At 52.7% G+C, this 22,315-nt stretch carries 17 protein-coding genes; 12 read left to right on the top strand and 5 right to left on the bottom strand.

Annotated elements, in window-relative coordinates; translation table 11 throughout:
• Nucleotide 1: 1 nt before the first annotated feature.
• The 6 genes from JMJ16_RS38445 (at nt 2) to JMJ16_RS38420 (ending at nt 6,845) form a co-directional block, all read left to right on the top strand.
• Nucleotides 2–1,075 carry a hypothetical protein gene (locus JMJ16_RS38445; RefSeq protein ID WP_201390084.1) on the top strand — a complete coding sequence of 358 codons (1,074 nt, stop codon included), beginning with the start codon at nt 2–4 and terminating at the stop codon, nt 1,073–1,075.
• 265 nt (nt 1,076–1,340) lie between these two features.
• Complete coding sequence (locus tag JMJ16_RS38440) at nt 1,341–1,697, top strand: hypothetical protein (RefSeq protein WP_201390083.1); 357 nt, start codon at nt 1,341–1,343, stop codon at nt 1,695–1,697.
• 185 nt (nt 1,698–1,882) lie between these two features.
• A complete protein-coding gene (locus JMJ16_RS38435) occupies nt 1,883–2,761 on the top strand; it encodes a hypothetical protein (RefSeq protein WP_201390082.1) in 879 nt (292 codons plus the stop codon).
• A gap of 334 nt (nt 2,762–3,095) precedes the next feature.
• Nucleotides 3,096–3,668, top strand: a complete 573-nt coding sequence (locus tag JMJ16_RS38430; protein ID WP_201390081.1) for a GNAT family N-acetyltransferase — start codon at nt 3,096–3,098, stop codon at nt 3,666–3,668.
• A gap of 424 nt (nt 3,669–4,092) precedes the next feature.
• Nucleotides 4,093–5,697, top strand: a complete 1,605-nt coding sequence (gene hutH, locus JMJ16_RS38425; RefSeq protein WP_201390080.1) for a histidine ammonia-lyase — start codon at nt 4,093–4,095, stop codon at nt 5,695–5,697.
• A 290-nt stretch (nt 5,698–5,987) separates the two neighbouring features.
• Nucleotides 5,988–6,845, top strand: coding sequence for an SDR family oxidoreductase (locus JMJ16_RS38420; RefSeq protein ID WP_201390079.1), 858 nt, complete (start codon nt 5,988–5,990; stop codon nt 6,843–6,845).
• A 115-nt stretch (nt 6,846–6,960) separates the two neighbouring features.
• Here JMJ16_RS38420 and JMJ16_RS38415 read toward each other — a convergent pair whose 3' ends face one another.
• Nucleotides 6,961–7,716 (bottom strand): SDR family NAD(P)-dependent oxidoreductase, encoded by a 756-nt coding sequence (locus JMJ16_RS38415; RefSeq protein WP_201390078.1) that lies wholly within the window; start codon nt 7,714–7,716, stop codon nt 6,961–6,963.
• 241 nt (nt 7,717–7,957) lie between these two features.
• Between JMJ16_RS38415 and JMJ16_RS38410 the strand changes: the two genes are divergently transcribed.
• The 5 genes from JMJ16_RS38410 to JMJ16_RS38390 all read left to right on the top strand — a co-directional run bounded on the left by JMJ16_RS38410 (nt 7,958) and on the right by JMJ16_RS38390 (nt 14,185).
• Entirely contained in the window at nt 7,958–9,487 is a 1,530-nt protein-coding gene (locus tag JMJ16_RS38410) for a pyridoxal phosphate-dependent aminotransferase (protein WP_201390076.1), read from the top strand.
• A 501-nt stretch (nt 9,488–9,988) separates the two neighbouring features.
• A complete protein-coding gene (gene gap / locus JMJ16_RS38405; protein ID WP_201370261.1) occupies nt 9,989–11,002 on the top strand; it encodes a type I glyceraldehyde-3-phosphate dehydrogenase in 1,014 nt (337 codons plus the stop codon).
• Nucleotides 11,003–11,005: 3 nt separating this feature from the next.
• Nucleotides 11,006–12,199, top strand: a complete 1,194-nt coding sequence (pgk, locus tag JMJ16_RS38400; protein ID WP_201390075.1) for a phosphoglycerate kinase — start codon at nt 11,006–11,008, stop codon at nt 12,197–12,199.
• A 110-nt stretch (nt 12,200–12,309) separates the two neighbouring features.
• Complete coding sequence (gene tpiA / locus JMJ16_RS38395) at nt 12,310–13,119, top strand: triose-phosphate isomerase (RefSeq protein WP_201390073.1); 810 nt, start codon at nt 12,310–12,312, stop codon at nt 13,117–13,119.
• 175 nt (nt 13,120–13,294) lie between these two features.
• On the top strand, nt 13,295–14,185 hold the full coding sequence (locus JMJ16_RS38390; protein WP_201390070.1) for a maleylpyruvate isomerase N-terminal domain-containing protein: 891 nt from the start codon (nt 13,295–13,297) through the stop codon (nt 14,183–14,185).
• 23 nt (nt 14,186–14,208) lie between these two features.
• On the opposite strand, the gene JMJ16_RS38385 is transcribed toward JMJ16_RS38390, so the two are convergent.
• On the bottom strand, nt 14,209–14,982 hold the full coding sequence (locus JMJ16_RS38385; RefSeq protein ID WP_201390068.1) for a DeoR/GlpR family DNA-binding transcription regulator: 774 nt from the start codon (nt 14,980–14,982) through the stop codon (nt 14,209–14,211).
• Between the two features lie 150 nt (nt 14,983–15,132).
• On the opposite strand from JMJ16_RS38385, the gene JMJ16_RS38380 reads away from it, so the two are divergent.
• Nucleotides 15,133–16,356 (top strand): sugar MFS transporter, encoded by a 1,224-nt coding sequence (locus JMJ16_RS38380; protein ID WP_201390066.1) that lies wholly within the window; start codon nt 15,133–15,135, stop codon nt 16,354–16,356.
• Nucleotides 16,357–16,518: 162 nt separating this feature from the next.
• Here the strand turns inward: JMJ16_RS38380 and JMJ16_RS38375 are convergent, their stop codons facing one another.
• The 3 genes from JMJ16_RS38375 to dnaG all read right to left on the bottom strand — a co-directional run bounded on the left by JMJ16_RS38375 (nt 16,519) and on the right by dnaG (nt 21,020).
• Complete coding sequence (locus JMJ16_RS38375) at nt 16,519–17,118, bottom strand: hypothetical protein (RefSeq protein WP_201390064.1); 600 nt, start codon at nt 17,116–17,118, stop codon at nt 16,519–16,521.
• Between the two features lie 280 nt (nt 17,119–17,398).
• On the bottom strand, nt 17,399–18,643 hold the full coding sequence (rpoD, locus tag JMJ16_RS38370; RefSeq protein WP_305068358.1) for an RNA polymerase sigma factor RpoD: 1,245 nt from the start codon (nt 18,641–18,643) through the stop codon (nt 17,399–17,401).
• Nucleotides 18,644–18,833: 190 nt separating this feature from the next.
• Nucleotides 18,834–21,020 (bottom strand): DNA primase, encoded by a 2,187-nt coding sequence (dnaG, locus tag JMJ16_RS38365; protein ID WP_201390062.1) that lies wholly within the window; start codon nt 21,018–21,020, stop codon nt 18,834–18,836.
• Between the last annotated feature and the right edge of the window lie 1,295 nt (nt 21,021–22,315).

Genomic DNA, 22,315 nt, shown 5'->3' with positions numbered 1-22,315 from the left:
CTTGGGAAATCGAGCGAACTATGTGCTCATTGAAAATGGGCAGAAACAAATCTTCTATTCGCAATTTGGTGCGATTACAATCCCTGCTGTATTACTAGCAGGGCCAGAAGATACGTTGAAGTACATCCTTAAACTCGCCACTACAGATCAGCTTATGAATAATGTCTGGGCAGAGGGCGGCATTCTCTTTAATGCGGATGAGCGCCATATGCTATTCTGGGGAGGAGATAGCATTGCGGCCTACCCTTATCTGCGCCGTCCACTCCTGAAATTACTGCCAGCCCTCTGGCAAGGATGGTCCATTGATTGGGCAATACATGGAGTAGCTGATCTAGCCTATGCCCTTGGGTGGGATGTCTGGAAAGTTTTAGAAGATGATTTTGATGATACCGACTTTTTGCAAGGCTATGGTGCAGTCATCACAGAAGCCCAACTGATGGACTCACTACTGGCAGATGGTGCAAAATCACTTATCACTATCCGCCGAAAAAATGGAGAGGTACGCGATTATTTCTTTTCAGCTCATTCCTCTCTCGGAGAAGCCTTCTTCTCACCAGAGCCTTACAAAATGCTCTCTCTAGGTCCCCAACTAATCACATTTCTAGATGCTCAATCTACCGCTCCACTCCCCCTCGAAAGTAGTGAGCAGGAACCAGATAAGGGTGCGCTTATCGATGAGGAAACGCACACCCTCTGGGTTTGGGATAACGAACTTGACCCGCGCTATCAGGAGGCAATTGCTCGCCGCTGGCCCGGCTGGCAAGTAAAGGGTCACGTGGAAGGTCTGATTCGCCACGTTCAGCTCTCAGGAAGGAACGCCACCCCACTCATGCTTCCAACTGAGCAGGTAAACCAGAAACTACTGCATGAGCTTGTCGATTTTCAGAGCTTTGATCCTGACAGATTAGCCCATGTCATACGTCAGGCACTGCCAGCGGAGAAACAGCAGAACGTAAAATTTGCTCAGGGCTTTTTTAGTGTTGATACACCACCATTGGCGTCTCAGGAGAGGCGCAAGATCCTGGAAAACCTGCTATCACAAGTGAGTGATCATACGGCCAATGTGGAGAAATGATTACGATATGTCTAACTCATTAACCTGATTCAAAGGAGAGCATACATAAGTAGCATGGGCCTTACGTTTCACGTGAAGCATTGTGAAACGTCGGCCGCAATGTGGATACTGAGGGGATTACGCTGCTAATGCTGTTTTAAAACATTAACCCAAAAATGTACTATCCGACCGACGCTACTAAAGTACGCGTCTACATATGGGGCCTTATATGTAGACGCGTACTTTAGTAGCGTCAGCCTCTCAGAAAGACAAAATATTAATGAGATTGAGTGAATTTCAAAAGGGTCATAGTTTACATGATGGTCCAATAAATAATCTCCAATTTTTCCCAGAGCAAGGCAAATTGATTTTAGAAGTAGACATTTGCGATGATGGACAGTGGCCCTTTCTCAAAAATAGCATCGATCCTTTTCCTATCAAATTTGTCTTCACAGGTGTTTCTCACTATAGCATCAGCACAGGTTCTCTTGATTTTGAAAACGATGAAATTAACGACATGCGTATGCTCTCATCAGCGAATCCAGAAAAAGAAACATTAGAGTTCCTTCTACTCATTACTCCAAACCAGGGAGTAAAGTTACTACAAATCGAAGCGGAAAACGTGGATTGGGATATTTCTTAGACGTCTTCACAGATTGACATAGCATTCTTGCCACATGAGGAATGTTTCACGTGAAACATTGGGGTCAATCAAGTGACTCTCGCAAAGTCGCGATCGCTGCTGACATAGGGTTGTCACTCCGTTCATCTATACTTCCTGTGTTGGAACACACAGTACTGGATGAAATCGAAGAAAGGAACACCTCTATGAATCGTAGCCAGCGTCTCGCCAAAGCGCAGGAATTTATCTGGTTGCATGCTCGGCTCCTTGAGTGCAATCTGTTCGCCTACCTCTTCGCCAATGGCGGCAAGGAACCTGTACTTGCTGCCCTCCACCCTTACCAGAATGAGGACGGAGGCTTTGGTAACGCGCTAGAGCCAGATAAGCGCTGCCCAGATAGTCAGCCTCAGGATGTCGAGGTTGCTCTGCATATTCTAGATACTATCAACGCTATGGACGATCGCATGGTTACACGCGCCTGTGATTACCTGGCTACTATTACCACCCCTGAGGGCGGTGTACCGTTCGCCCTGCCATCAGTCAATGCCTATCCCCATGCCCCCTGGTGGACAGCCGAAGCTAACCCGCCTGCCTCGCTCAATCCTACCGCGGCACTGGTGGGCCTGCTACTCAAGCATGGCGTCCAGCATCCCTGGATCGAGACCGCGTCCACGTTCTGCTGGCGAGAGATTGAGGCACTGGATTCAACCGAGTTTCACACATTGATGCCGGTTATCACATTCCTTGAACATACTCCAGATCGTGGTCGCGCTGAGCACGAGCTACAGCGTATCGCCACGCGCCTCGCACAGCCCGGCGTCATTGAACTCGATCCCCATGCCCAGGGTTATGTACAGAAGCCGCTGGACTGGGCGCCAAACCCGCGCAGCTTCTGCCGCCGCCTGTTCACCAATGACATCATCGAGAGACACCTGACTACTCTCGCTGAGCGCCAACGCGACGATGGTGGCTGGCCTATCGCCTGGGATCCTATTAGCTCGACGGTCGAGAGCGAATGGCGGGGTCGCGTTACCATAGAGGCCCTGCGCACTCTGGACGCATACGAAAGCGCTAGCTCACATTGATGCCCTTCAGTAACGTGCGCTACTTATGTACGCGCCTACACGGGGTTTTACCAGAAACATAGGTGAGCCTTCTGTTCGTCAGCAACAACAGCGTAGGCGCGTACGTAAGTAGCGCTTTCTCCTAGCGTATGCACCTACTGTCGGATTGTTTAGAGTTTGATGTTTCACGTGAAACATTGGGTGGTATTGAACAGCGTTCCCGAAATTCCATGTTGGAATGGGAACGCTGTCGTGTTTTTTCGGAAACGCTTGTATAAGATCACAACCCTCCGCTTGCTTTTTAGAGGGAGAGATAAGTATACTGGTAGTGTCTTACAAGGAGGTACTTTTTTTCATGACTTTCGCAACATGGTGGCGGAGAGATTCCTTACCCGATCTCTCGCCTCTCCCAACATTCTCCGCTCGTATCTCAACAGATATAGAAGAAATCGCACGCCTTACCAATCACTCCCCACAGGTCGTTATCACCCGTTTGCAGACGGGCAATCGGCCTTATCTGGCTTTTATGGGTGATATGCCAGTCGCCTATGGTTGGGTGGCGACGCAAGAGGGAAGTATTTCCGATCTTCAGTTGTCCTTCGTCATCCCCCCTGAAAATTGCTACCTCTATAGTTTTCTTACAGTTCCAGAGTGGCGTGGTCATGGCATCTATCCTCATCTGCTCCAGGCTATCATTCGCCAGGAAGAGCGGCTTCAGCGCTTTTGGATTGGCTACCTGCCCAACAATACAGCATCGGGGCGCGGTATCGAGAAAGCAGGCTTTCACGTTGTGAGCGATCTCATTGTCTCCCAGGGTCAGGTCTCTGGCATCACGCTTTTCGAGTCGAGTGAGCAAGCCCAGGCGAGCGCCGATTTCTTCCGTCTCCCTGTGGTAACTGAAACGCAAAAAGTCAGTTCAGACAATTGATCACAATTTTTCTACCACATTAACATGGTCACATTGGTTCTCATGTTTCACGTGAAACATTGTAAAGATGTGAACCCCAACGAGCGCTACTTGGACGTGATGTGATAGGAGGGATGTTTCACGTGAAACATCCCTCCTGCCGTGCAAGCCAGGGCCATTTAATTCTCTTCTGCTTCTTGGCTCTGCTCGCTACGCGAGCCTCGGATAAGGGTATGTGTGTGGAAAACGGCAAAGCCGTTTTCCACACACATACCCTTATCTCTGAGCGCCGCAGGCGCGAAGGACCCCATATGTTCGAGAATTAAATAGCCCTGCTTGTAAGCATACATGCATTTACGAGCAGGCTTACTTCTGCTATCATCTAAGGAGAACATACATTTTTACAAAGGCAGACTGGCAATGAGGCCGGAAAGGATTATCTTCTATGACGAAGCATAAGACCAGGCAGAAACACACTACAATGAAAAATAATCAGTCACTTATAGCACAGACCACGCCTCTTTCTTCAGTGGATATTGTTCATATTACTGGCGAGGCCCTTACTCCCTCTGAGGTCATAGGAGTGGCGCGCCGCGCCATGCCTGTGCAACTTGAAGACACGGCTATTGTGCGCATTCAGGCTGCGCGCGATGTTGTTGATGCGGCGGCGGCTGAGGGACGCAAAGTCTATGGTGTGACAACCGGCTTTGGCCACCTGAGCAGCGTGCGCATTCCCCAGGATCAGCTTGTTCAGCTTCAGCATAACCTGCTGCGCAGTCACGCGGCTGGCGTGGGCGAGCCGTTGAGTGAAGATGTGACGCGGGCGATGGCCCTGCTACTCGCCGCCAGTCTCGCGCGCGGCAACTCTGGTGTGCGCGTCGAGGTTGTGCAGCAGTTGCTGGCACTGCTTAATCATGGCATTACTCCGGTCGTGCCATCGCGTGGCTCGGTGGGTGCAAGTGGTGACCTGGCTCCCCTCGCACACCTGGCCCTGGTCTTGATTGGTGAGGGCGAGGCACTCTATAAAGGAGAGAAAATTTCCGGCGCTGAGGCCCTGCGCCAGGCTGGCCTTCAACCACTGATGCTTCAGGCAAAAGAGGGACTGGCCCTGATCAATGGCACACACCTGATGGAGGCTATCGCCATTCTGGCCCTGGATGATGCGCGCACGCTGGTCGAGAGCGCGGAAGTGGCCTGCGCGATGAGCATTGAGGCATTGATGGGTAGCCATGTACCGCTGGACCCACGCATCCATCGCCGCCGTGGCCAATATGGCCAGCAGGTGACGGCGACACGTCTGCGCCAGTTGCTGCATGATAGCGAGATTCGCCAGAGCCATGAGCATTGTCCGCGTGTACAGGACCCCTACACCCTGCGTTGTGCGCCCCAGGTCATTGGTGCGGTACGCGACGCATTAGACTACTGTCAGCAAATCTTTGAGCGCGAGCTAAACGCCGTCACCGACAATCCCCTGATCTTCCCCGAGGATGGAGACATCCTGAGTGGAGGCAACTTCCATGGTCAGCCCCTGGCCCTGGCCCTCGATACCCTGGCCATTGCCCTGACCCAACTTGCCAGTTTCTCTGAGCGCCGCGTCTATAATCTGATGGGTCCCCATGAGTGGGATACCAATGGCGCGCCCCTCTTTCTCACACCCAATCCGGGCCTCAACTCGGGCTTTATGATTGTGCAGTACGCGGCGGCAGCCCTGGTCAATGAGATCAAGATTCTGGCCCATCCCGCCAGCATCGATTCTATACCCACCTCGGCTGGCATGGAGGACTTTGTGAGCATGGGTGTGACCAGTGCTCATAAACTCCTACGCCTGCTCGAACTGGCACGCCAGGTGATCGCGATTGAGCTACTCAGCGCGGCCCAGATGCTGGAGTTCCGTCTCCCACTTAAGCCGGGCGCAGGCGTTCAACAGGCCTATGACCATGTGCGTCGCTATGTCGCCAAACTTGAGGAAGATCGCGTGATGGCCCCCGATATCGCCATCATCGCTCAAGCTTTGCAAGAAGGCGTCTTTGCCTTCCCTGTAGAGGGTTAGGCTTTTTCATCATAGCGAGGAGATGTTTCACGTGAAACATCTCCTCGCTTTTTATTTCAATGTTTCACATGAAACGTTGGGCCTAGGCCTACAAGTCAATGCTATTTTTCCTCGCCCAGCGCTACTTGACTTGGAGCACGATCTAAGGTGTAGACTACTACTTATAGATAGATAAAGTTGGCAGAGTTGAGCCACTTACGTACGCGCCTACACAAACATTCAACGTAAGCGCGTATGTAAGTAGCTCAACCCCCTGTCGGGTCTCCATACAAACCTTAAAGGATACTACTATGAGTACAGCATTCTCAGAGAAGATTGCGCTCGTCACTGGCACTTCATCTGGTGTCGGATTGAGTACCGCCATCCAGTTGGCACAGTCCGGCTTTATAGTCATTGCGACGATGCGCGACACGTCGAAATCTGGAGCACTCCAGGCGCGAGCGCAGGAGGCGGGTGTACATATCGAGGTACGCCAACTAGATGTGCAGCAGGATGCCTCCGTTACTAACTGCATGCAAGAGGTGAGCAAGATCCATGGTCGGATTGACGTCCTGGTGAATAACGCAGGGGCCGGCTATCTTGGTTCTCTTGAGCAAACATCCGCTGACGATCTCCGGCGCACAATGGAGACGAACTTCTTTGGCGTATGGCGGGTCACCCAGGCCGTCTTTCCGTTGATGCGCGCCGCCCGGTCAGGGCGAATTCTCACGGTTACCAGTATCGGGGGGCTTATCGGGCAGCCATTCAATGATGCTTATTGTGCCGCCAAGTTCGCGGTCGAAGGTTTTATGGAGAGCCTGGCTCCTGTTGCCAAACGCCTGGGCGTGCAGCTCTCAATCATCGAGCCAGGGGCAATTAATACCTCATTTGTGGATTCTGTCCAGGCATTACGGTCCGAGTCAACGCAAGAGCTACCAGAGGAATATGGCCAGATGTTTGAATCGTACCTGGCTATGACACAACAGGTCTTCGCCTCTTCGGGCCAGACACCGGATGAGGTCGCGCGGATCATTATCGAAGCAGCAACGACAGATACCCCACACTTTCGCTACACAACATCTGAAATGATCCATGGCTTGATCTCCCGCAAGTATGTAGACCCCACGGGCGATAGTATTATTGCGCTTACCGGCTCCCGCCTCTCGTAGAGTGCCCGACGCTGCTAAAGCACGCGTCTACATATTATGGTACGAGGATGTCCTCCTATGATATATAGACGCGTGCTTTAGCAGCGTTCACCATTGAATGTTTCACGTGAAACATTTAGTGGCGAACGCTGCCGCCATTGACTGGCAAGATCTGACCGGTGATATAGGCGGCGGCGGGCGAGGCGAGGAAGAGGGCCACACCAACAATATCCTCTTCCTGACCCCAGCGCTTTAGGGGAATAGACTCTTTGACACGCTGGTAGAATGCGAGACTGGCCTGCTCTTTGGCCCACGTGTTCTCGATCCAGCCAGGGGCAATACAATTGACGCGGATATCTGGAGCATACTCGACCGCCAGGCAACGGGTAAGAGAGATAACCGCGCCCTTGCTCATGGCGTAGAGCTGGTTGGTGAGGCCAGCCGCACCTGAGAGCGCTCCATCCCAGCCTATGTTGATAATACAGCCTCCGGGTCGCATATATGGCCTTACCTCACGACAACACGTCCATGTCCCCTGGACATCCACGCGCATCATGCGCTCAAAGCGCTGGATTTCGTTTAAGCCTCCAGCCTCCGCAGAGTTAGCGCTGGCTCCGGCATTGTTGATCCAGACATCGATCTCGCCCAGGCGCTTCGCCGCCTCTTTGACTAAACCCGTTGCCTGGTCGCTATCGCTAATATCTGCCTGGAGCGCATCCGCCAGCCCTCCGCTGCCTTGTATCTCGCGCACGACCTCCCCGGCCTGCTCCCAGCTCTTCCCATAATGTATCAATACCCTGGCACCTTCGCGCCCAAAGCCCAGGGCCATGGCACGTCCAATCCCACGTCCCCCACCGGTTATCACAACATTTTTCCCCTGTATGCCCGTCATAGCCACACTCCTTTTTGTTAGTAAATGTTTCACGTGAAACATCAGGGCTTTCTCCGCTGGAAATTATGGAGATCAGCTCGTACAAACGCGGGGCGAGCCTACTTCTGTCGCCTCATAGATCTACTTGTCGCTTCTGCAGCGTATGTGCTACACTCATAGGGATGGTATCACCAATGAAGATGGTACCGCTCCTTAACAGGATGAAGCGCCATGTGTTGCGCGTATGAAGGGAGTATATCTTATGGTTACCCATGATCTCTCTGTGGACCTTTCCACCACGTCTTTGAATCAGGAAGAACAACAAGCTACTCTACGCGAACTGCGCAGTCAGCTTATTAAATATTATCGCCCTCTCTTGCAGGATGGGCCAGGGCCTATTCGTATTATGGCACGGATAGTCACAGAACTGGAAAAGGCCTGCCGCCAGCACAATATCTCAGAAGAGGTGATCATATCTGAGATTGTCAATCGTACGATTGGCGATATCAATGTGCGCTTGATTACCGAGTGCGAGGGTGAGCCAGGCGGTTCGCGTGACTATCGCCTCCTGGCCGATGAGCTGGGCGTGGCCCTGCCAGGAGAGAAGCTGGCCTCTGGCTATATCGCCAGCGGCTCGACCTATCTCTGGCTGCGCGAGCAGATGCTAGAGTGCGAGCGCCTCCTGCTGCAACAGGGCTTTGATCTGCGTATCTATGATATCTATGGCGTTGGTAATCCCGTGCTCCGCTCCTGGCTGGCACACGAGATGGCTACCCTCTGGAACCTGCCCGTTACATATGAACATATTCTCCCCAGCCTGGGTGCAATGGATGGCATCGATAAAACCCTGCGCGGCCTGACCCTCCACTTTCAGCAATGCAGCACGGAAGGCATAGGCATTCTCTTCCCTGAGCCAGGCTTTGGCGTCCCCGAATGGCAGGCGCGTACCTATGGCTATACTCTACATCGCTTCCAGACGGCAGAGGAGCATCACTTCAAACTAACTGGCTCCCAGCTCGACGCCTTGTTACAGGAGCATGAAGATATTCGCGTTGTCTACCTGACCATCAGTAATAATCCTACGGCATTCTCTTTTACGGCCGCCGAGCTACGCTCGCTCTACGATGTATTGCATCGCTACTGGCAGAATGGGCGCGAGATCCTGGTTCTGGCCGACCTGGCCTATATCGGTACTAGTCAGCCAGAGTTAGACCGGGAGCGCATGTCTGCCTTCCAGAACACGGATATTCTCCAGCACACACTCTTTGTTAGCAGCCTCTCAAAGACCAGTACACTGACCGGCGAGCGCTTTGGCTGGGTCACCTGCGCGAATCCAGCTATCGCCAACACCATTGCCGCTAGTTGGACGAATGGCATGGCCTCCCTTCCCGGCGAGTGGCAACTACGCTTCATGGCCTATTATCGTCTCCTACAGGAACGCCCCTGGCTAATGGAGAAGTTGCGCACCTTCTATCGTATGCGCCGCCAGCGTTTCATTGAGCAGCTACGCCAGATCAATACCCAGCAACCCCTCTTCGCCGAGATCTATGTCGATGATGACACCACCGTCTATAACTGGAGCAAGCTTGCTCCCGGAGAAGATGCCTTCTCGCTCTTTGAGAAAACAGGCATCGCGGGCGTGCCTGGTTCAGGCTTTGGCTATACCGATGCCTATATTCGCTTCTCAATCGGCTTTCTTCCTGTGCCAGCAGCAGACTCGACAGACTCTAAAGACGCATCTACATCCGATGCCACGTTGAACAACATGAGCACACCAAATATTCCTACTTGATATCAGTTGTCCTAAATGGTACTCTGTAGAGGGCTATGAACTTTTCAAAGTTCTTGCCAGGGGAGCAGGGAGGCTGGCTGACAAGGCTCTAGCCAGAGCAGGTTGTGCCACCTGTCATTTACCACCTTCCATACTTTCCAGGATATAACTTCCATTAACTTGCACACAATGCGTTGGATCAGGTAAGTTCCTCATCCTGGGTGTGCGGGGCAAACCAAGACAAGCATACTGGCGTTTCTTTTTGGATGCACTGTCGCATCGCCCCTTGTTAATGATGACATGGTACTACATGCAGTTAAAACCCGGTTGTCACGATCAGTACTATGTGTTATGACAGGAGTCCATGATGGACGGATTGTAGCCCTGTCATAGCCATACCTACTTTTATTCGTACACACACACTCAGTCGTTGCAGCTATCTCTGCGCGCTGAAAAAAAACCGGTTCGCTCTGCTCGTTAGTACACTCGTAACCGTTCAGATGAAAAAGGAGAAATTAGGATATGACTCTTCGTGTAGGTATCAACGGTTTTGGACGCATTGGTCGCCAGTCTATGAAAGCCATGCTGGAACGCCACCCCGAGGACATTGAGGTCGTTGCGATTAACGACCTGACCGATACGTCAACCAACGCCCACCTGCTTAAGTATGACTCCACCTATGGTCGTTTCCCTGGCACCGTCGAGGCCACAGAGGACTCGCTGATCGTCAATGGTCATAAGATTCAAGTTATTTCTCAACGTGATCCGGCTCAGATTCCCTGGAGCGACCTCGGCGTGCAGGTCGTAATTGAGTCCACTGGCTTCTTCACCGATGCCGAGAAAGCTGCCGCTCACCTGCGCGGCGGCGCCAAGAAAGTGATCATCTCGGCTCCCGCCAAGGGCGAGGACCTGACGATGGTGCTGGGCGTGAACGAGAACACATACGATCCCGCCAAACACCATATTATCTCCAACGCCTCCTGCACCACCAACTGTCTCGCGCCAGCCGCCAAAGTGCTCAATGATACCTTCGGTATCGAGCGCGGTATGATGAACACCATTCACTCATACACCAATGACCAGCGCATCCTTGACCAGGTTCACAAGGACCTGCGCCGCGCGCGTGCCGCCGCTGCCAATATCATTCCAACCACGACCGGTGCCGCCCGCGCCCTGGCCCTGGTCATTCCAGAGCTAAAGGGCCGCTTCGATGGCATGTCCCTGCGCGTTCCCACCATCACCGTCTCTGTCGTTGACTTCGTGGCAACCACGCAGAAGCCTCTGAGCAAAGAGGCCGTCAATAACGCCTTCAAGGAGGCCGCCGCTGGTGCACTCAAGGGCATCCTCGATTACACCGATGAGCCCCTGGTCTCCAGCGACTTCCGTGGCAACCCGCATTCCTCCATTATTGATGGAGAATCAACGATGGTGCTTGGCGATAATATGGTCAAGGTCGTCTCCTGGTACGACAACGAGTGGGGCTACTCCTGCCGCGTCGCAGACCTGGCGAACTTCATCGGCCAAAAGGGCTTCTAGCCCATGAACAAGAAGACGATTCGTGATATTGATGTCGCTGGTAAGCGAGTTCTGGTGCGCGTTGATTTCAACGTGCCCCTGGACGAGAACCAGCGGATCACCGACGATATCCGTATCACTGCCGCGCTGCCGACGCTGCGCTACCTGCTTGAACATGGTGCGTCGCTGATTCTGATGTCTCATCTGGGCCGCCCCAAAGGGAAGGTTGTAGAGTCCATGCGCTTACGCCTGGTGGCTCAGCGCTTGAGCGAGCTACTCCAGCAGCCAGTGAAGACCACGTCGGACTGCGTTGGCGCCGAGGCACTCTCCGAGGCCCAGGCCCTGCACCCTGGAGAGGTGCTCTTGCTGGAAAACCTGCGCTTCCATAAGGAAGAGGAGGAGAACGATCCAGCCTTCGCGCGCCAGCTGGCGGAACTGGGTGATCTCTACGTCAACGACGCCTTTGGCACCGCACATCGCGCCCACGCTTCAACCGAGGGCGTGACGCACTACCTGCCCGGTGTCGCTGGCTTTCTGATGGAGAAAGAACTCAATTATCTTGGCTCTACGCTGGAGAACCCGCGCCGCCCCTTTAAAGCCATTGTGGGCGGGGCCAAAGTCTCCGACAAGATCGCGGTCCTGGAACGCCTCATCGCCATCGCCGATGGCATCCTGATCGGCGGCGGCATGGCGAACACCTTCCTCAAGGCTCAGGGCCTGGAGATTGGTGAATCGCTCGTCGAGGACAGCAAGCTGGATGTAGCGCACGATCTTATACGTAAGGCCAGCGAGCGGGGCATCGAGTTTCTCCTACCAGGCGATGTCGTGATCGCAGATCGTTTCGCTCCCGATGCCGATGCAAAGGTTGTGGCGAGTCAGGAGGTTCCCACGGACTGGCGCATCCTCGACATTGGACCCGCGACTATCGAGCAGTTTGCACAGGCCCTGGCCTCGGCACAGACAATCATCTTCAATGGTACCCTGGGTGTGGCTGAGATGCCCGCCTTCGCGAAGGGCACCAATGCCGTGGTTGAGATCCTGGGCCGTCGTACCGCCGAGGGTGCCACAACCATCATTGGTGGTGGCGACTCCGCCGCCGCGGTCGAGCAGGCCGGGGCCGCGCAGAAGATGTCACACGTCTCCACGGGTGGGGGCGCCTCCCTCGAATTCCTCGAAGGTAAGACCCTACCAGGCGTAGCAGCCTTGCAAGATCGTTAGCCCAGTGTTTATGATAATAGAGTCGGATCACACATGTGATCCGACTCTATTCGTGTGACAATCATGAGAATTGCTTATACAAAGAGGTATAGCAAAGAGGTATAAATTATATGACTGCATCCTCAACTGGCCGTGCCGCCATTATTGCGGGCAACTGGAAGATGAATTATGGGCCGCGAGAGGCCGCGAAATTTGTGCAGGAGATCCAGCCAGCCCTGTCAGAGGCTCTTCAAGCCCCTGGCTCACCGCTGTGTATCCTCTGTCCACCCGCTATCTCCCTAGCAGCGGTACGCGCCGTGCTAGATATTCCCGATGCCGCTAGCTCGCCCCAGATAGAGCTTGGCGCCCAGAATATGTACTTTGAGGAGAAAGGGGCCTTCACAGGCGAACTCTCTCCCAATATGGTACATGAGCTTTGCACGACCGTCATTCTCGGCCACTCCGAACGCCGCACATATTTCGGTGAGACCGATGAACTGGTAAACAAAAAGACCCTGGCCGCGCTACGCCATGGACTCAGGCCCATCGTGTGCATCGGCGAAAATGAGCAGCAGCACGAGAGCGGTGAGACGGCCCACATTATCACCATCCAGGTGCGGGCAAGCCTGGCTAATCTCACGTCCGAGCAGGCTCGTGAGATCGTGATTGCCTATGAACCCATCTGGGCCATTGGCACAGGCAAGGCCGCGACGGGCGAGATCGCCAACAACGTTATTCGCCAGATTCGCCAGGAGTACCAGGCGCTCTATGGGGCCGAGGCCGCCTCAGTGGTACGCATTCTCTACGGTGGCAGCGTGACCTCGGACAACATCGCCGAATTCATGGCCTATCCAGACATCGATGGCGCCCTCGTCGGCGGAGCCAGCCTCAAACCCGACTTTATCAATATCGTCCGCAACAGCCGCCAGGTTCATCACTAAAATAGCAATCAACTTATCGATCAGAATGTAGTCAGGCTCGTCACTGGGAGGACAAGCCTGACTGCATTCTTTTGGGGACGGCATTCTACACACATGTTCTCTCATATGCTAAGATGGTTATATCGTCAAGAACGGGTAAAAGATCACGAAAATATGCATCATACAGAGGTCATACATGGTACAGCCACACCCTTCTCCCCTGCTCAGCACGCCTGCCTTCGCGCCAGAACATCTCGTGGGCGATCTGGAGCAGCTTGCGCTCATACTTACCCAGAGCCTGGATGCAGTACCAACGAAAAGCTGGGCGCGCCCAACCGAGAAACATGGGGCAGGCTGGACAATGCATGAAACACTGGCCCATGTCACAGCCACAGCGGAACTATATTTGCAGACCATAGAAAAAGCACTCACTGGTGAGCGCTTTGCTCGCGTCAATGTGACGCGTCGTTATGAACTCCCTGCCTTTCAAAAAGAAGATATCGCGGCGAGACATCACCTTCCACCCACCCAACTACTTGAGCAGCTCGCTCAAGCGCTTCGTCAGACCGCCCAGCTCATCCCTATGCTCTCAAACGTCGACCTGATGCGTCCAACGGCTATTGCCTTTTTTGATCGCCCGCCCACCATTATTGAACTCATCGGTACTCAACTGATCCATCCAGCCATTATTCATGCTCAGCAGCTTACGGCAGCGGCGGGCAGACCTCCACTCTGGAACACCTATGTGCCTGACTTCTTGCAGCGTAACCTAACGCGTTTCTTCCAGGTGCTCACATTTCTGTACTGGCGTGAACGCGAGCGCGACCTTTACGCTACTGTCAACTACGACATCCAGGGACCCGCTGGCGGCCAGTGGACACTTACGCTCACTCCACAGGGAGCATATGCTGACAAAGGCCATGGAGAGCGTCCTACGCTCTCCATCTGGCATCCTGGTGCTGAAGCCATGTGCTCCTGCTTTACAAAAGAGTCCAGCCTGCGGCGCGCTCTTGTGTTGGGACGTATGAGATTTCGCGGTGATCTGCGCCTGGCGCAGCGCCTCTATGATTTATTTGAACCTGCCTGATAGAAGAAGGGCACATCTCAGGCTTAGACACTGCTCGTGTGCAGATCACCACGTATCGTGGTGATACCCAGATAGCGATAATCTTTGAGCACCTCCTCGGGAACTGAAGACTCTGTGACCAGGTGGGTTACCTCTCTGAGGGGTGCGACGACAAACGGAGAGGCTGTGTTTAGCTTCTTCGCCGATGCCAGCGCCACGACCTCCGCCGCGTTAGCGATCATCGCCCGCTTGACGTAGACTTCGTCCAGTTCAGGGGCACAGATACCTACCTCCAGGTGCAGGCTACATACCCCTAGCATACATATATCTGCTTGATAAGTGCGCAGAGCCTCTACCGTCTCGACTCCTACCGTTACCTGAGAAGCCTTATGCAGTCTTCCACCCAGCAGCACGACCTCAACCGTTGGATGCTCGCTCAGTTCAACGGCAATTGGCGGGCTATTTGTTACTACTGTGGCCCGTAGATCACGCGGCAGGTAGCGCGCCACCTGTAGTGTCGTGGTTCCCCCGTCCATGACAATCACCTGTCCACTCCTTACCAGCTTGGCCGCGGCTCTGGCAATCTCATCTTTTTGCGCGATCTCCTCTTCCTGGCGTTTGATATAATCCATACGTGGGACACGCAGTAGCGCTCCACCATGTACGCGCTGGATTAGACCTGCCTCAAACAGGTCGCGCAAATCGCGGCGTATCGTATCCTCCGAAACCACCAGTGCCTCGCTCAGCTCTGAGGCCAGCACACTTCCCTCGTTATGCAGCATATCCAGAATACGCTGCTGACGCTGCTCCTTTAACATGGTTCTCTTTTCCGCCTCCTTAAAAACGCACAAGCATGCATTGACAAAGGGAAATTTTGCGGTTATCATCTTGATTGTGCATTATATTGCGTTTATATCTATATAGTCAAGCATAGATAGCCATATAACAAATGGATAGGAAAGACTCGCGTGATTTCAACAGACCAAAAGACTCCAAGCCCCAGACGTGCTCCCTCTTCGTTCGCCCTACATATCGCAATCGCCTTCTTCCTGATTTTGCTCATTGGGGCAAACGATGGTGCCTTTGGCGTACTGCTCCCCCATGTGCGCTTACACTATGCGCTCAATAATTCTGTAGTCAGCTTGATCTTTCTATTTAGTACCTTGGGCTATCTCAGCGCGGCCTTTAGCAATGGCCTGATTATCGAGAAGATAGGCAAAGAGCGCGCATTGATGACCGGGGCAGGACTGCTTATCCTGGGAGCAGCGCTTACCAGCCTACAACCGTTTTTCTTCTTGCTCTTACCCTGTGTCCTGATCCTTGGCTTTGGCATCGCCATGCTTGACGCGGGCCTTAACACCTTCATCGCCAGTCTTCCGCGTAGCTCAGCCCTGCTCAACTACTTCCACGCCTTCTATGGCATCGGAGCCTGGCTGGGGCCTCTCACGGCGACAGGTCTCTTTGCGCTCAGGCAAAACTGGAATGTGATCTATATGCTGTGGGCTGGGGCGGGACTTCTTGGCATACTCTGCCTCTGGCTCATCTTGAGACGTACCCCCATTACGGCACCCGTCGAGGGGACAAACGAAGAAGGGCAGGGCAATGTACTTGTTCAAGCGCTTAAACTGCGTGTCGTCTGGTTCGCAGCCCTCTTTCTACTCTTCTATGTCGGCGCGGAGGTCACCCTGGGCGCCTGGAGCTATAGCTTTCTGACCGAGGAGCGCCATGGAGACGTCGTGCTTATGGGCACCCTTGTCAGTGGCTACTGGTTTGGCTTAACCGCTGGTCGCGTTGCGCTGGCTCACCTGACACAGCGCCTGGGCGCAAAACGTGTGATTCTGATCTGCCTCGGAGGCTTTGCCGGTAGTTTGCTGCTGGTCTGGTTTATCCCCTCGGCGATATGCGCAGCCATTGGACTCTTCGTGGCGGGCTTTAGCCTGGGGCCAATGTTCCCCACCACTATCTCTATCATGTCAGATCTTGTGCCCTCACGTCTCCTGGCCAGCAGCATCGGTTTTCTGGCCAGCCTGGGCAGTATGGGGGCCGCGCTCTTCCCCTGGCTCACAGGAAATATCGCGCAACTTCTTGGACTCTGGGCACTGCTTCCCTTTGTCATTCTCCTGGCACTACTCATGATTGTCTTCTGGCTGTTTCTACACTCATCAGCGCCTACAGCGCTTCGCATAAAGTAAAGTATGCCCGGCAGGAAGGCTGACAAAGCCAGCCTTCCTGCCGGGCATACCGTAGTAAGATGTCTCGACGCTTTGCAGGGTTATGATATAGCTTAATGATATATCTTCTTTTTCTCTCAAATAAAAAGTAGCAAGATACTTTTTATTTGGAATGGCAAATTATTATTCTGTATCCTGGCCTTCGGTGATCTCGCCGAGCATGAGGCGCTCAGCGAGAATATCGGCGCTCTCGCGTAGCAACCTGCGGCGCCTCAGCCAGTCTCTAATGGTTACACTGACCAGGAGAACTCCCAGGGGAAAGAGGAAAATGATGGCGAACGTGGCGATTCCCTGGCTGGCTCCATAAAGCACAAGCAGATCAGTCGACCAACCCAGGCAGAGAAGCGCAAGCACACCCTTTGTGATGAGGCTGGGGAGGCCCAACGTGCGTGGGATCTGGCCCTGGGCCGAGGCAAAGAGGAAGGCGCGCTCCTGGAGCCTACGCTCCTCAATATCTATCGTCGCAATAGGTAACTTACCTGTCCGATAGTTACGCATACCGTTATAAATGCCCCAGATCAGCAATCCCATGAGAAGGAGGAGGAAGAGTGATACAACCAGAGGCTGCTGAGTAAAGAGCGCGCGTAACGTGGTCAGTGAGCAGAGGAAGAGTGTCGCGCAAAAAATTATCATTGCCCGCAGGCCGCGCCGCCTTTGCGCGGCGCGCTCCTTTGCGATCTCTTCACGTAAAAACTCGGCTTCAGGATTGCGTTTCACATGCATAGTTTGCCATTCCTTTGGACGGGACTTCTCGCCACATTGTGGCTCGCGTGGATATGGAACGCAGTGATGAGTCGTAACGATAGATCAGACCTGGGCCAAGACAAGCAGAGACACGCCGCATATTCCTGACGACGTGTCTCTGCCTCTTATCGTTTTAGTGATCGGGGAACAATGCTTACCACGTGGATACGGCCACATGGCATTGTGGATTACTATAACTGGCTACCATTTGCTGCGCGATGCACCTGCTAGTAGCAAAGCCCGGCAAACAAGCAAGCAACTAATCCAGGTAATCCTTCAGCTTGCGGCTACGGCTTGGATGGCGTAATTTGCGCAGGGCCTTGGCCTCGATCTGGCGAATGCGCTCACGCGTGACATGAAACTCCTTGCCGACCTCTTCGAGGGTACGGCTACGCCCATCGTCGAGACCAAAGCGCAACTGTAAGACCTTGCGCTCACGCTCAGTCAGGCTATCGAGTACATCCTCCACCTGTTCTTTCAACAGCTGGTGGCTCGCGGCGTCCGCGGGGGCAAGTGCCGTATGATCCTCGATAAAGTCGCCGAGGTGGCTATCGTCTTCCTCGCCGATGGGAGTTTCCAGGCTTACTGGCTCTTGGCTGACCTTAATGATCTCGCGCACTTTCTCCGCACTGATCTCCATCTGAGCGGCGATCTCTTCCGAGGTTGGTTCGCGACCAAGATCTTGCAGCAGGCGACGGCTAATGCGGATCAGGCGGTTGATCGTCTCCACCATGTGGACGGGAATACGGATCGTGCGGGCCTGGTCTGCAATAGCGCGGGTAATAGCCTGGCGAATCCACCAGGTCGCGTAGGTGCTAAACTTAAACCCTTTGTTATAATCGAACTTCTCAACCGCGCGAATCAGGCCGATATTGCCCTCCTGGATGAGGTCCAGCAGGTTCATACCGCGCCCAATGTACTTTTTCGCCACGCTCACGACCAGGCGCAGGTTAGCCTCTGTCAGGCGTTTCTGTGCCTCTTCACCCTCAGAGATATAGCGATAGTTTGGCGCGGGCTTGAGGCGCTCAGCCTTTCCTCGTTCCATCAATTGAGCCAGGCGAATCTCTTCATTGGCCGTCAACAGAGGTACACGCCCGATCTCGCGCAGGTACATACGCACGGGATCATCCAGGCTGCTTTCCAGGTCGGCCACAACGATACCGAAGCCATCCTGTAAATCCTCCCACTTGGGATCAGCCAGGACCTCGGCGTCTACATCGTTCATTTCCTCAGGGCTGGGCTCCCAGTCTGCTGGCGGCTCTTTGTTTGGGTCCAGGGCGTCCATAGACTCTTCGTCCTGTAATTTAAACAGATCGAAAGACTCACCCTCCGCGCCCAGAGCTGCACTTGAGGCATTTCCAGTCGCTTCTTGATGAGCACGACCAATGGCTTCAATATCAAAGACACTTTCCGTATCGTTTAAAAGAGTCTCATTAAAGGTTTCCATTTCAAAAACATTCCCCAATGACCCCGTGCTCACATGCCCACTTTGTACTCGATCCATAACTTCTTGTTCCCGATTCACCATTCTGGCATCCCCCTTCAGAAAACAGGACGTGGCTGTACATACATAAACGATAAGATGAAATATCCCGTTTCCTGATCCTATATGTAAAAAGATGATACCGCGCCTAAATAATTTGCGCTTGCTTGAAATGTCGACAGTAACATATACACAACAGGGCCAGGTAGGACTAGCCTTGCAGGTGTGTTGCAGAATCAATCGTGTGTAACTGCCGGTGAATTTCCAGTAGTCGCTGCTGTAACTGTCTCCTCATTTGTGCATCACCAGCAGCAGTGGCTTCGCGTATGAGAAATTGCAATTCGGTATTCAGTTGTACAAGCCTTGCTCGTTTCAGGCGCGTCGCACACTGGACCGCTTCTTTTACCAGTCCAGCTCCATCGCGTGGAGTCTCCATGTCTACGCATTCGCGCGCCCGATTGAGCGCGTCCCATAACGAGGCAGGCACATACTGATCAAAGGATTGAAGTGAGGGGGAAGAAGCACGTTGTTGATACACAGAATAGAGAATGTGGTACAACTCTCGCGTATCTGTCCCGGCGAAGTCACCATCGTCTATTATACCATAAACATAGGGACTTAATCCGGGATTTTGCAGGAGTAGCCCAATCAGGTAGTCCTCCCATTTTAGCCTATTCGCCTCACCTCTGTCAAGTATACCACTGGTACCATGACGCTGTGCATCGACTAGACCATTCGTCCTTGCTTCCCTCTTCTGCCCGCTGCCTGGATGGCCTTGTTCACCAATGGGTAGTGCTCCAAGCACCGACCCTGCTTGTTCTTTGCCAAATCCCTTCCCACTATCAGCGTTCCTTTTGTCTAACGGAGCAGAGAACGTTGCAGTAACACTCGTCGCCCGTTGTTCCCTCAGGGTATGTTGTAATTCAGCATACAAACTTCGCTCATCGATAGCAATAAGCCTTGCAAGCTTGCGTATGTAGGCGTCACGCTTAATACGATCGCTGATCATGCCAATGACTGGCAACAAGCGTTTCGCGGCCTCGGTCTTGCCCACTGGCTCACGAATATCCAGGTCCGCTGTCTTGACGACAAAGAAGTAGTCTACCAGGGGTAGTGGATGGCCGACAGCGTAGAGCCAGGCAGCATGGTCACGCCTGATAAACTCATCAGGATCTTCACCCAGGGGCAACTGAAGCACATTGATCTCCGCATCCACCTGCTCCTCCAGGCGAATAATCCCACGTGCCTGCTGCTTGCCGGCGTAGGATCCCTTCTGCTCACGTACATTATTGCCCCCCTTGCGCCCCTCTCGCGTCCATTGACGATCAGCGGCTCCGGCAGGCAATGGCACAGGTACAACAGTGCGATCAAAGCCCTTCAAGGCTTCCTGGATACCGTGCTCCGTCGCCGCGCTTCCCGCGGCGTCAGGATCCAGCGCCAGGGTTACTTGCTTGGTCATCTTCTTCAGTTGCTGAATGTGCTTTTCGGTGATCGCGCTACCAATACAGGCCACGGTTTGCCTGGTGCCATATTGGTGAGCAATGATGGCATCAACATATCCTTCGACAATAACAACTTGCCGGGCCTGTTTTATTGCATCGCGCGCCATATCCAGGGCGTATAAGACTGTATTTTTCTCAAACAGCAGCGTCTGTGGCGAGTTGAGGTATTTGGGTTTGCCGTCTCCAAGTGCTCTTCCACCAAAGCCAATCACGCGTCCCCGTATATCCCGTATCGGAAAGATAATTCGGTTTCTAAAGTAATCATAGATGCCATTTTCTGTATTTCCCTCGCCGCTCTCGCGTCCACTTCGGTCAGAGCTACCCATTTCTCGCTCACGTGCCAGTCCCCCAACAACCAGCTCGCGCTCGCTATAACCGCGACTTAGCAGATAGCGCGACAAACCATCCCACTGGTCGGGTGCATAGCCCAAGCCAAAAGTAATAACGGTATCCGCGGAGATACCCCGGCTCTGGATATATGCGCGCGCCTCCTCTGCCTCACGCGAACGCAGAAGCATATGGTGAAACCAGAGCAAGGCATCCTCGTTCAACTGGCGCAGGCGCTCTTTGGCCGCACTCGTCTCACGCGAAGCCTCGGCGTTATGACTCTCCTGCTCCTCCAGCGCCACACCAGCCTTCTGGGCCAGGTATTCTAGGGTCTCGCGAAACTCCAGGCCCTGCTGCTTTTGCACAAAGGAGAAAACATCTCCCCCCTCGTTACAGCCAAAGCAACGCCAGGTCTGAGTCTCTGGGAAGACATAGAACGAAGGCGTCCGCTCGTTGTGAAACGGGCAGAGCCCCTTCAAGGTCTTTCCCGATTTGTGTAGTGCAACAACCAGGCTGATCTCTTCGGCTACGTCAACTTTAGCCTTGATAGTTTCGATAATAGATGTCATTTCCTGGCCCTCAAAGATAGATGTTGCTCTTACAAAACATATAACGGGTCATCACAGAGAAAATAGTGGCACATAGCTTATGAGGTGGGTAAGTAATAGTGCCCAGGTATTCTACAGCATGAAGATAGCGCACTGCAAACATGTGTGCCATAGATGTAACCGGCCAGGGGGTGTGACCTGGAGAGTGTATATTCCTGGCTTAAGATTATTCTAACACGCGTACAAGGCCATACAAAAATAAAAACGCCGCTCTCTCTTAGCCACTTAACAGAACATCCATTCTATAGACGATCTCTGACTCTATCAGGTGACAAAAAAATCCACTTTTCTTTCTTGTGTTTCTTGAGTAACTCAAAGTTATCCACATTTTCCACAACCCTAACTACTAATATATTTATTTTATTTTAAAAAAAATATTAGATAGTAGTAGTAGGGGATGTGGATAAGTGGATAACTTTTGGTTTCCCATCATTGTCTCTCGCCCCTAATATATGCATAAAATCCCTTCACAAGCGGCTCCAAACTATGTGGAAAAGTTATCCACAATGTGGCAAAAAGGCCAAAAAAAGGTGGATAACCTGTGGATAACCTGTGGATAACCTTGTGGATAAAACTCACTTCTAAAGAGGGTGCTGGAGGATTGTGGATAAGTTATCCACAAAGGGTGTGGATAAACTCCGAAAGTTATCCACCGGATTGTGAATATGTGGAAAAGTTATCCACACAAAATGTGGATAACTCCTGTTTCTGACATTCCGTTCATGTAAGTATATCACTAATTAGGAATGCATAAAATTGTGCTGTGGAAAAATCCACAATTACAGCCTGCTTGTGTGGATAGTGTGGATAACTTATCCACACAAAATGTGGATAACTCTACCGCTATATCGTATTGTGTGAAGATGCTTTGTCTTGTGGATAACTTGTGGATAAGTTATCCACATTGATTGTGGATAACTTAGAAAAAATTTCCAGATGCTTTGTCTTGTGGATAACTTGTGGATAAGTTATCCACATTGATTGTGGATAAGTCTTAGATGCGCAAACTTCAATGGATGGTCTTGTGGATTTGTGGATAAGTTATCCACAACGATTGTGGATAACTTAAAAATACTGCTCGCTTTGTGGATAACTTATCCACAAAAATTGTGGATAACTCAAAAACGCCGCTCGCCTTGTGGATAACTCTTTCATCTTTGTTCATTCTTCTGCGGAAAAATCCACAATTACAGCCTGCTTGTGTGGATAGTGTGGATAAGTTATCCACATTTTGTGTGGATAACTCTACCGCTATA

This window comes from Ktedonobacter sp. SOSP1-52 (assembly GCF_016587395.1).
This window is presented reverse-complemented; position numbering and strand designations above follow the sequence as displayed.

Bases quoted from the DNA above. Each gene is read 5' to 3' on its own strand.
- JMJ16_RS38420 (WP_201390079.1), top strand. From the start codon at position 5,988: ATGAGTACAGCATTCTCAGAGAAGATTGCGCTCGTCACTGGCACTTCA.
- tpiA (WP_201390073.1), top strand. From the start codon at position 12,310: ATGACTGCATCCTCAACTGGCCGTGCCGCCATTATTGCGGGCAACTGG.
- gap (WP_201370261.1), top strand. From the start codon at position 9,989: ATGACTCTTCGTGTAGGTATCAACGGTTTTGGACGCATTGGTCGCCAG.
- JMJ16_RS38430 (WP_201390081.1), top strand. From the start codon at position 3,096: ATGACTTTCGCAACATGGTGGCGGAGAGATTCCTTACCCGATCTCTCG.
- hutH (WP_201390080.1), top strand. From the start codon at position 4,093: ATGACGAAGCATAAGACCAGGCAGAAACACACTACAATGAAAAATAAT.
- pgk (WP_201390075.1), top strand. From the start codon at position 11,006: ATGAACAAGAAGACGATTCGTGATATTGATGTCGCTGGTAAGCGAGTT.
- JMJ16_RS38410 (WP_201390076.1), top strand. From the start codon at position 7,958: ATGGTTACCCATGATCTCTCTGTGGACCTTTCCACCACGTCTTTGAAT.
- JMJ16_RS38385 (WP_201390068.1), bottom strand. From the start codon at position 14,982: ATGTTAAAGGAGCAGCGTCAGCAGCGTATTCTGGATATGCTGCATAAC.
- JMJ16_RS38390 (WP_201390070.1), top strand. From the start codon at position 13,295: ATGGTACAGCCACACCCTTCTCCCCTGCTCAGCACGCCTGCCTTCGCG.
- JMJ16_RS38435 (WP_201390082.1), top strand. From the start codon at position 1,883: ATGAATCGTAGCCAGCGTCTCGCCAAAGCGCAGGAATTTATCTGGTTG.
- rpoD (WP_305068358.1), bottom strand. From the start codon at position 18,643: ATGGATCGAGTACAAAGTGGGCATGTGAGCACGGGGTCATTGGGGAAT.
- dnaG (WP_201390062.1), bottom strand. From the start codon at position 21,020: ATGACATCTATTATCGAAACTATCAAGGCTAAAGTTGACGTAGCCGAA.
- JMJ16_RS38415 (WP_201390078.1), bottom strand. From the start codon at position 7,716: ATGACGGGCATACAGGGGAAAAATGTTGTGATAACCGGTGGGGGACGT.
- JMJ16_RS38375 (WP_201390064.1), bottom strand. From the start codon at position 17,118: ATGCATGTGAAACGCAATCCTGAAGCCGAGTTTTTACGTGAAGAGATC.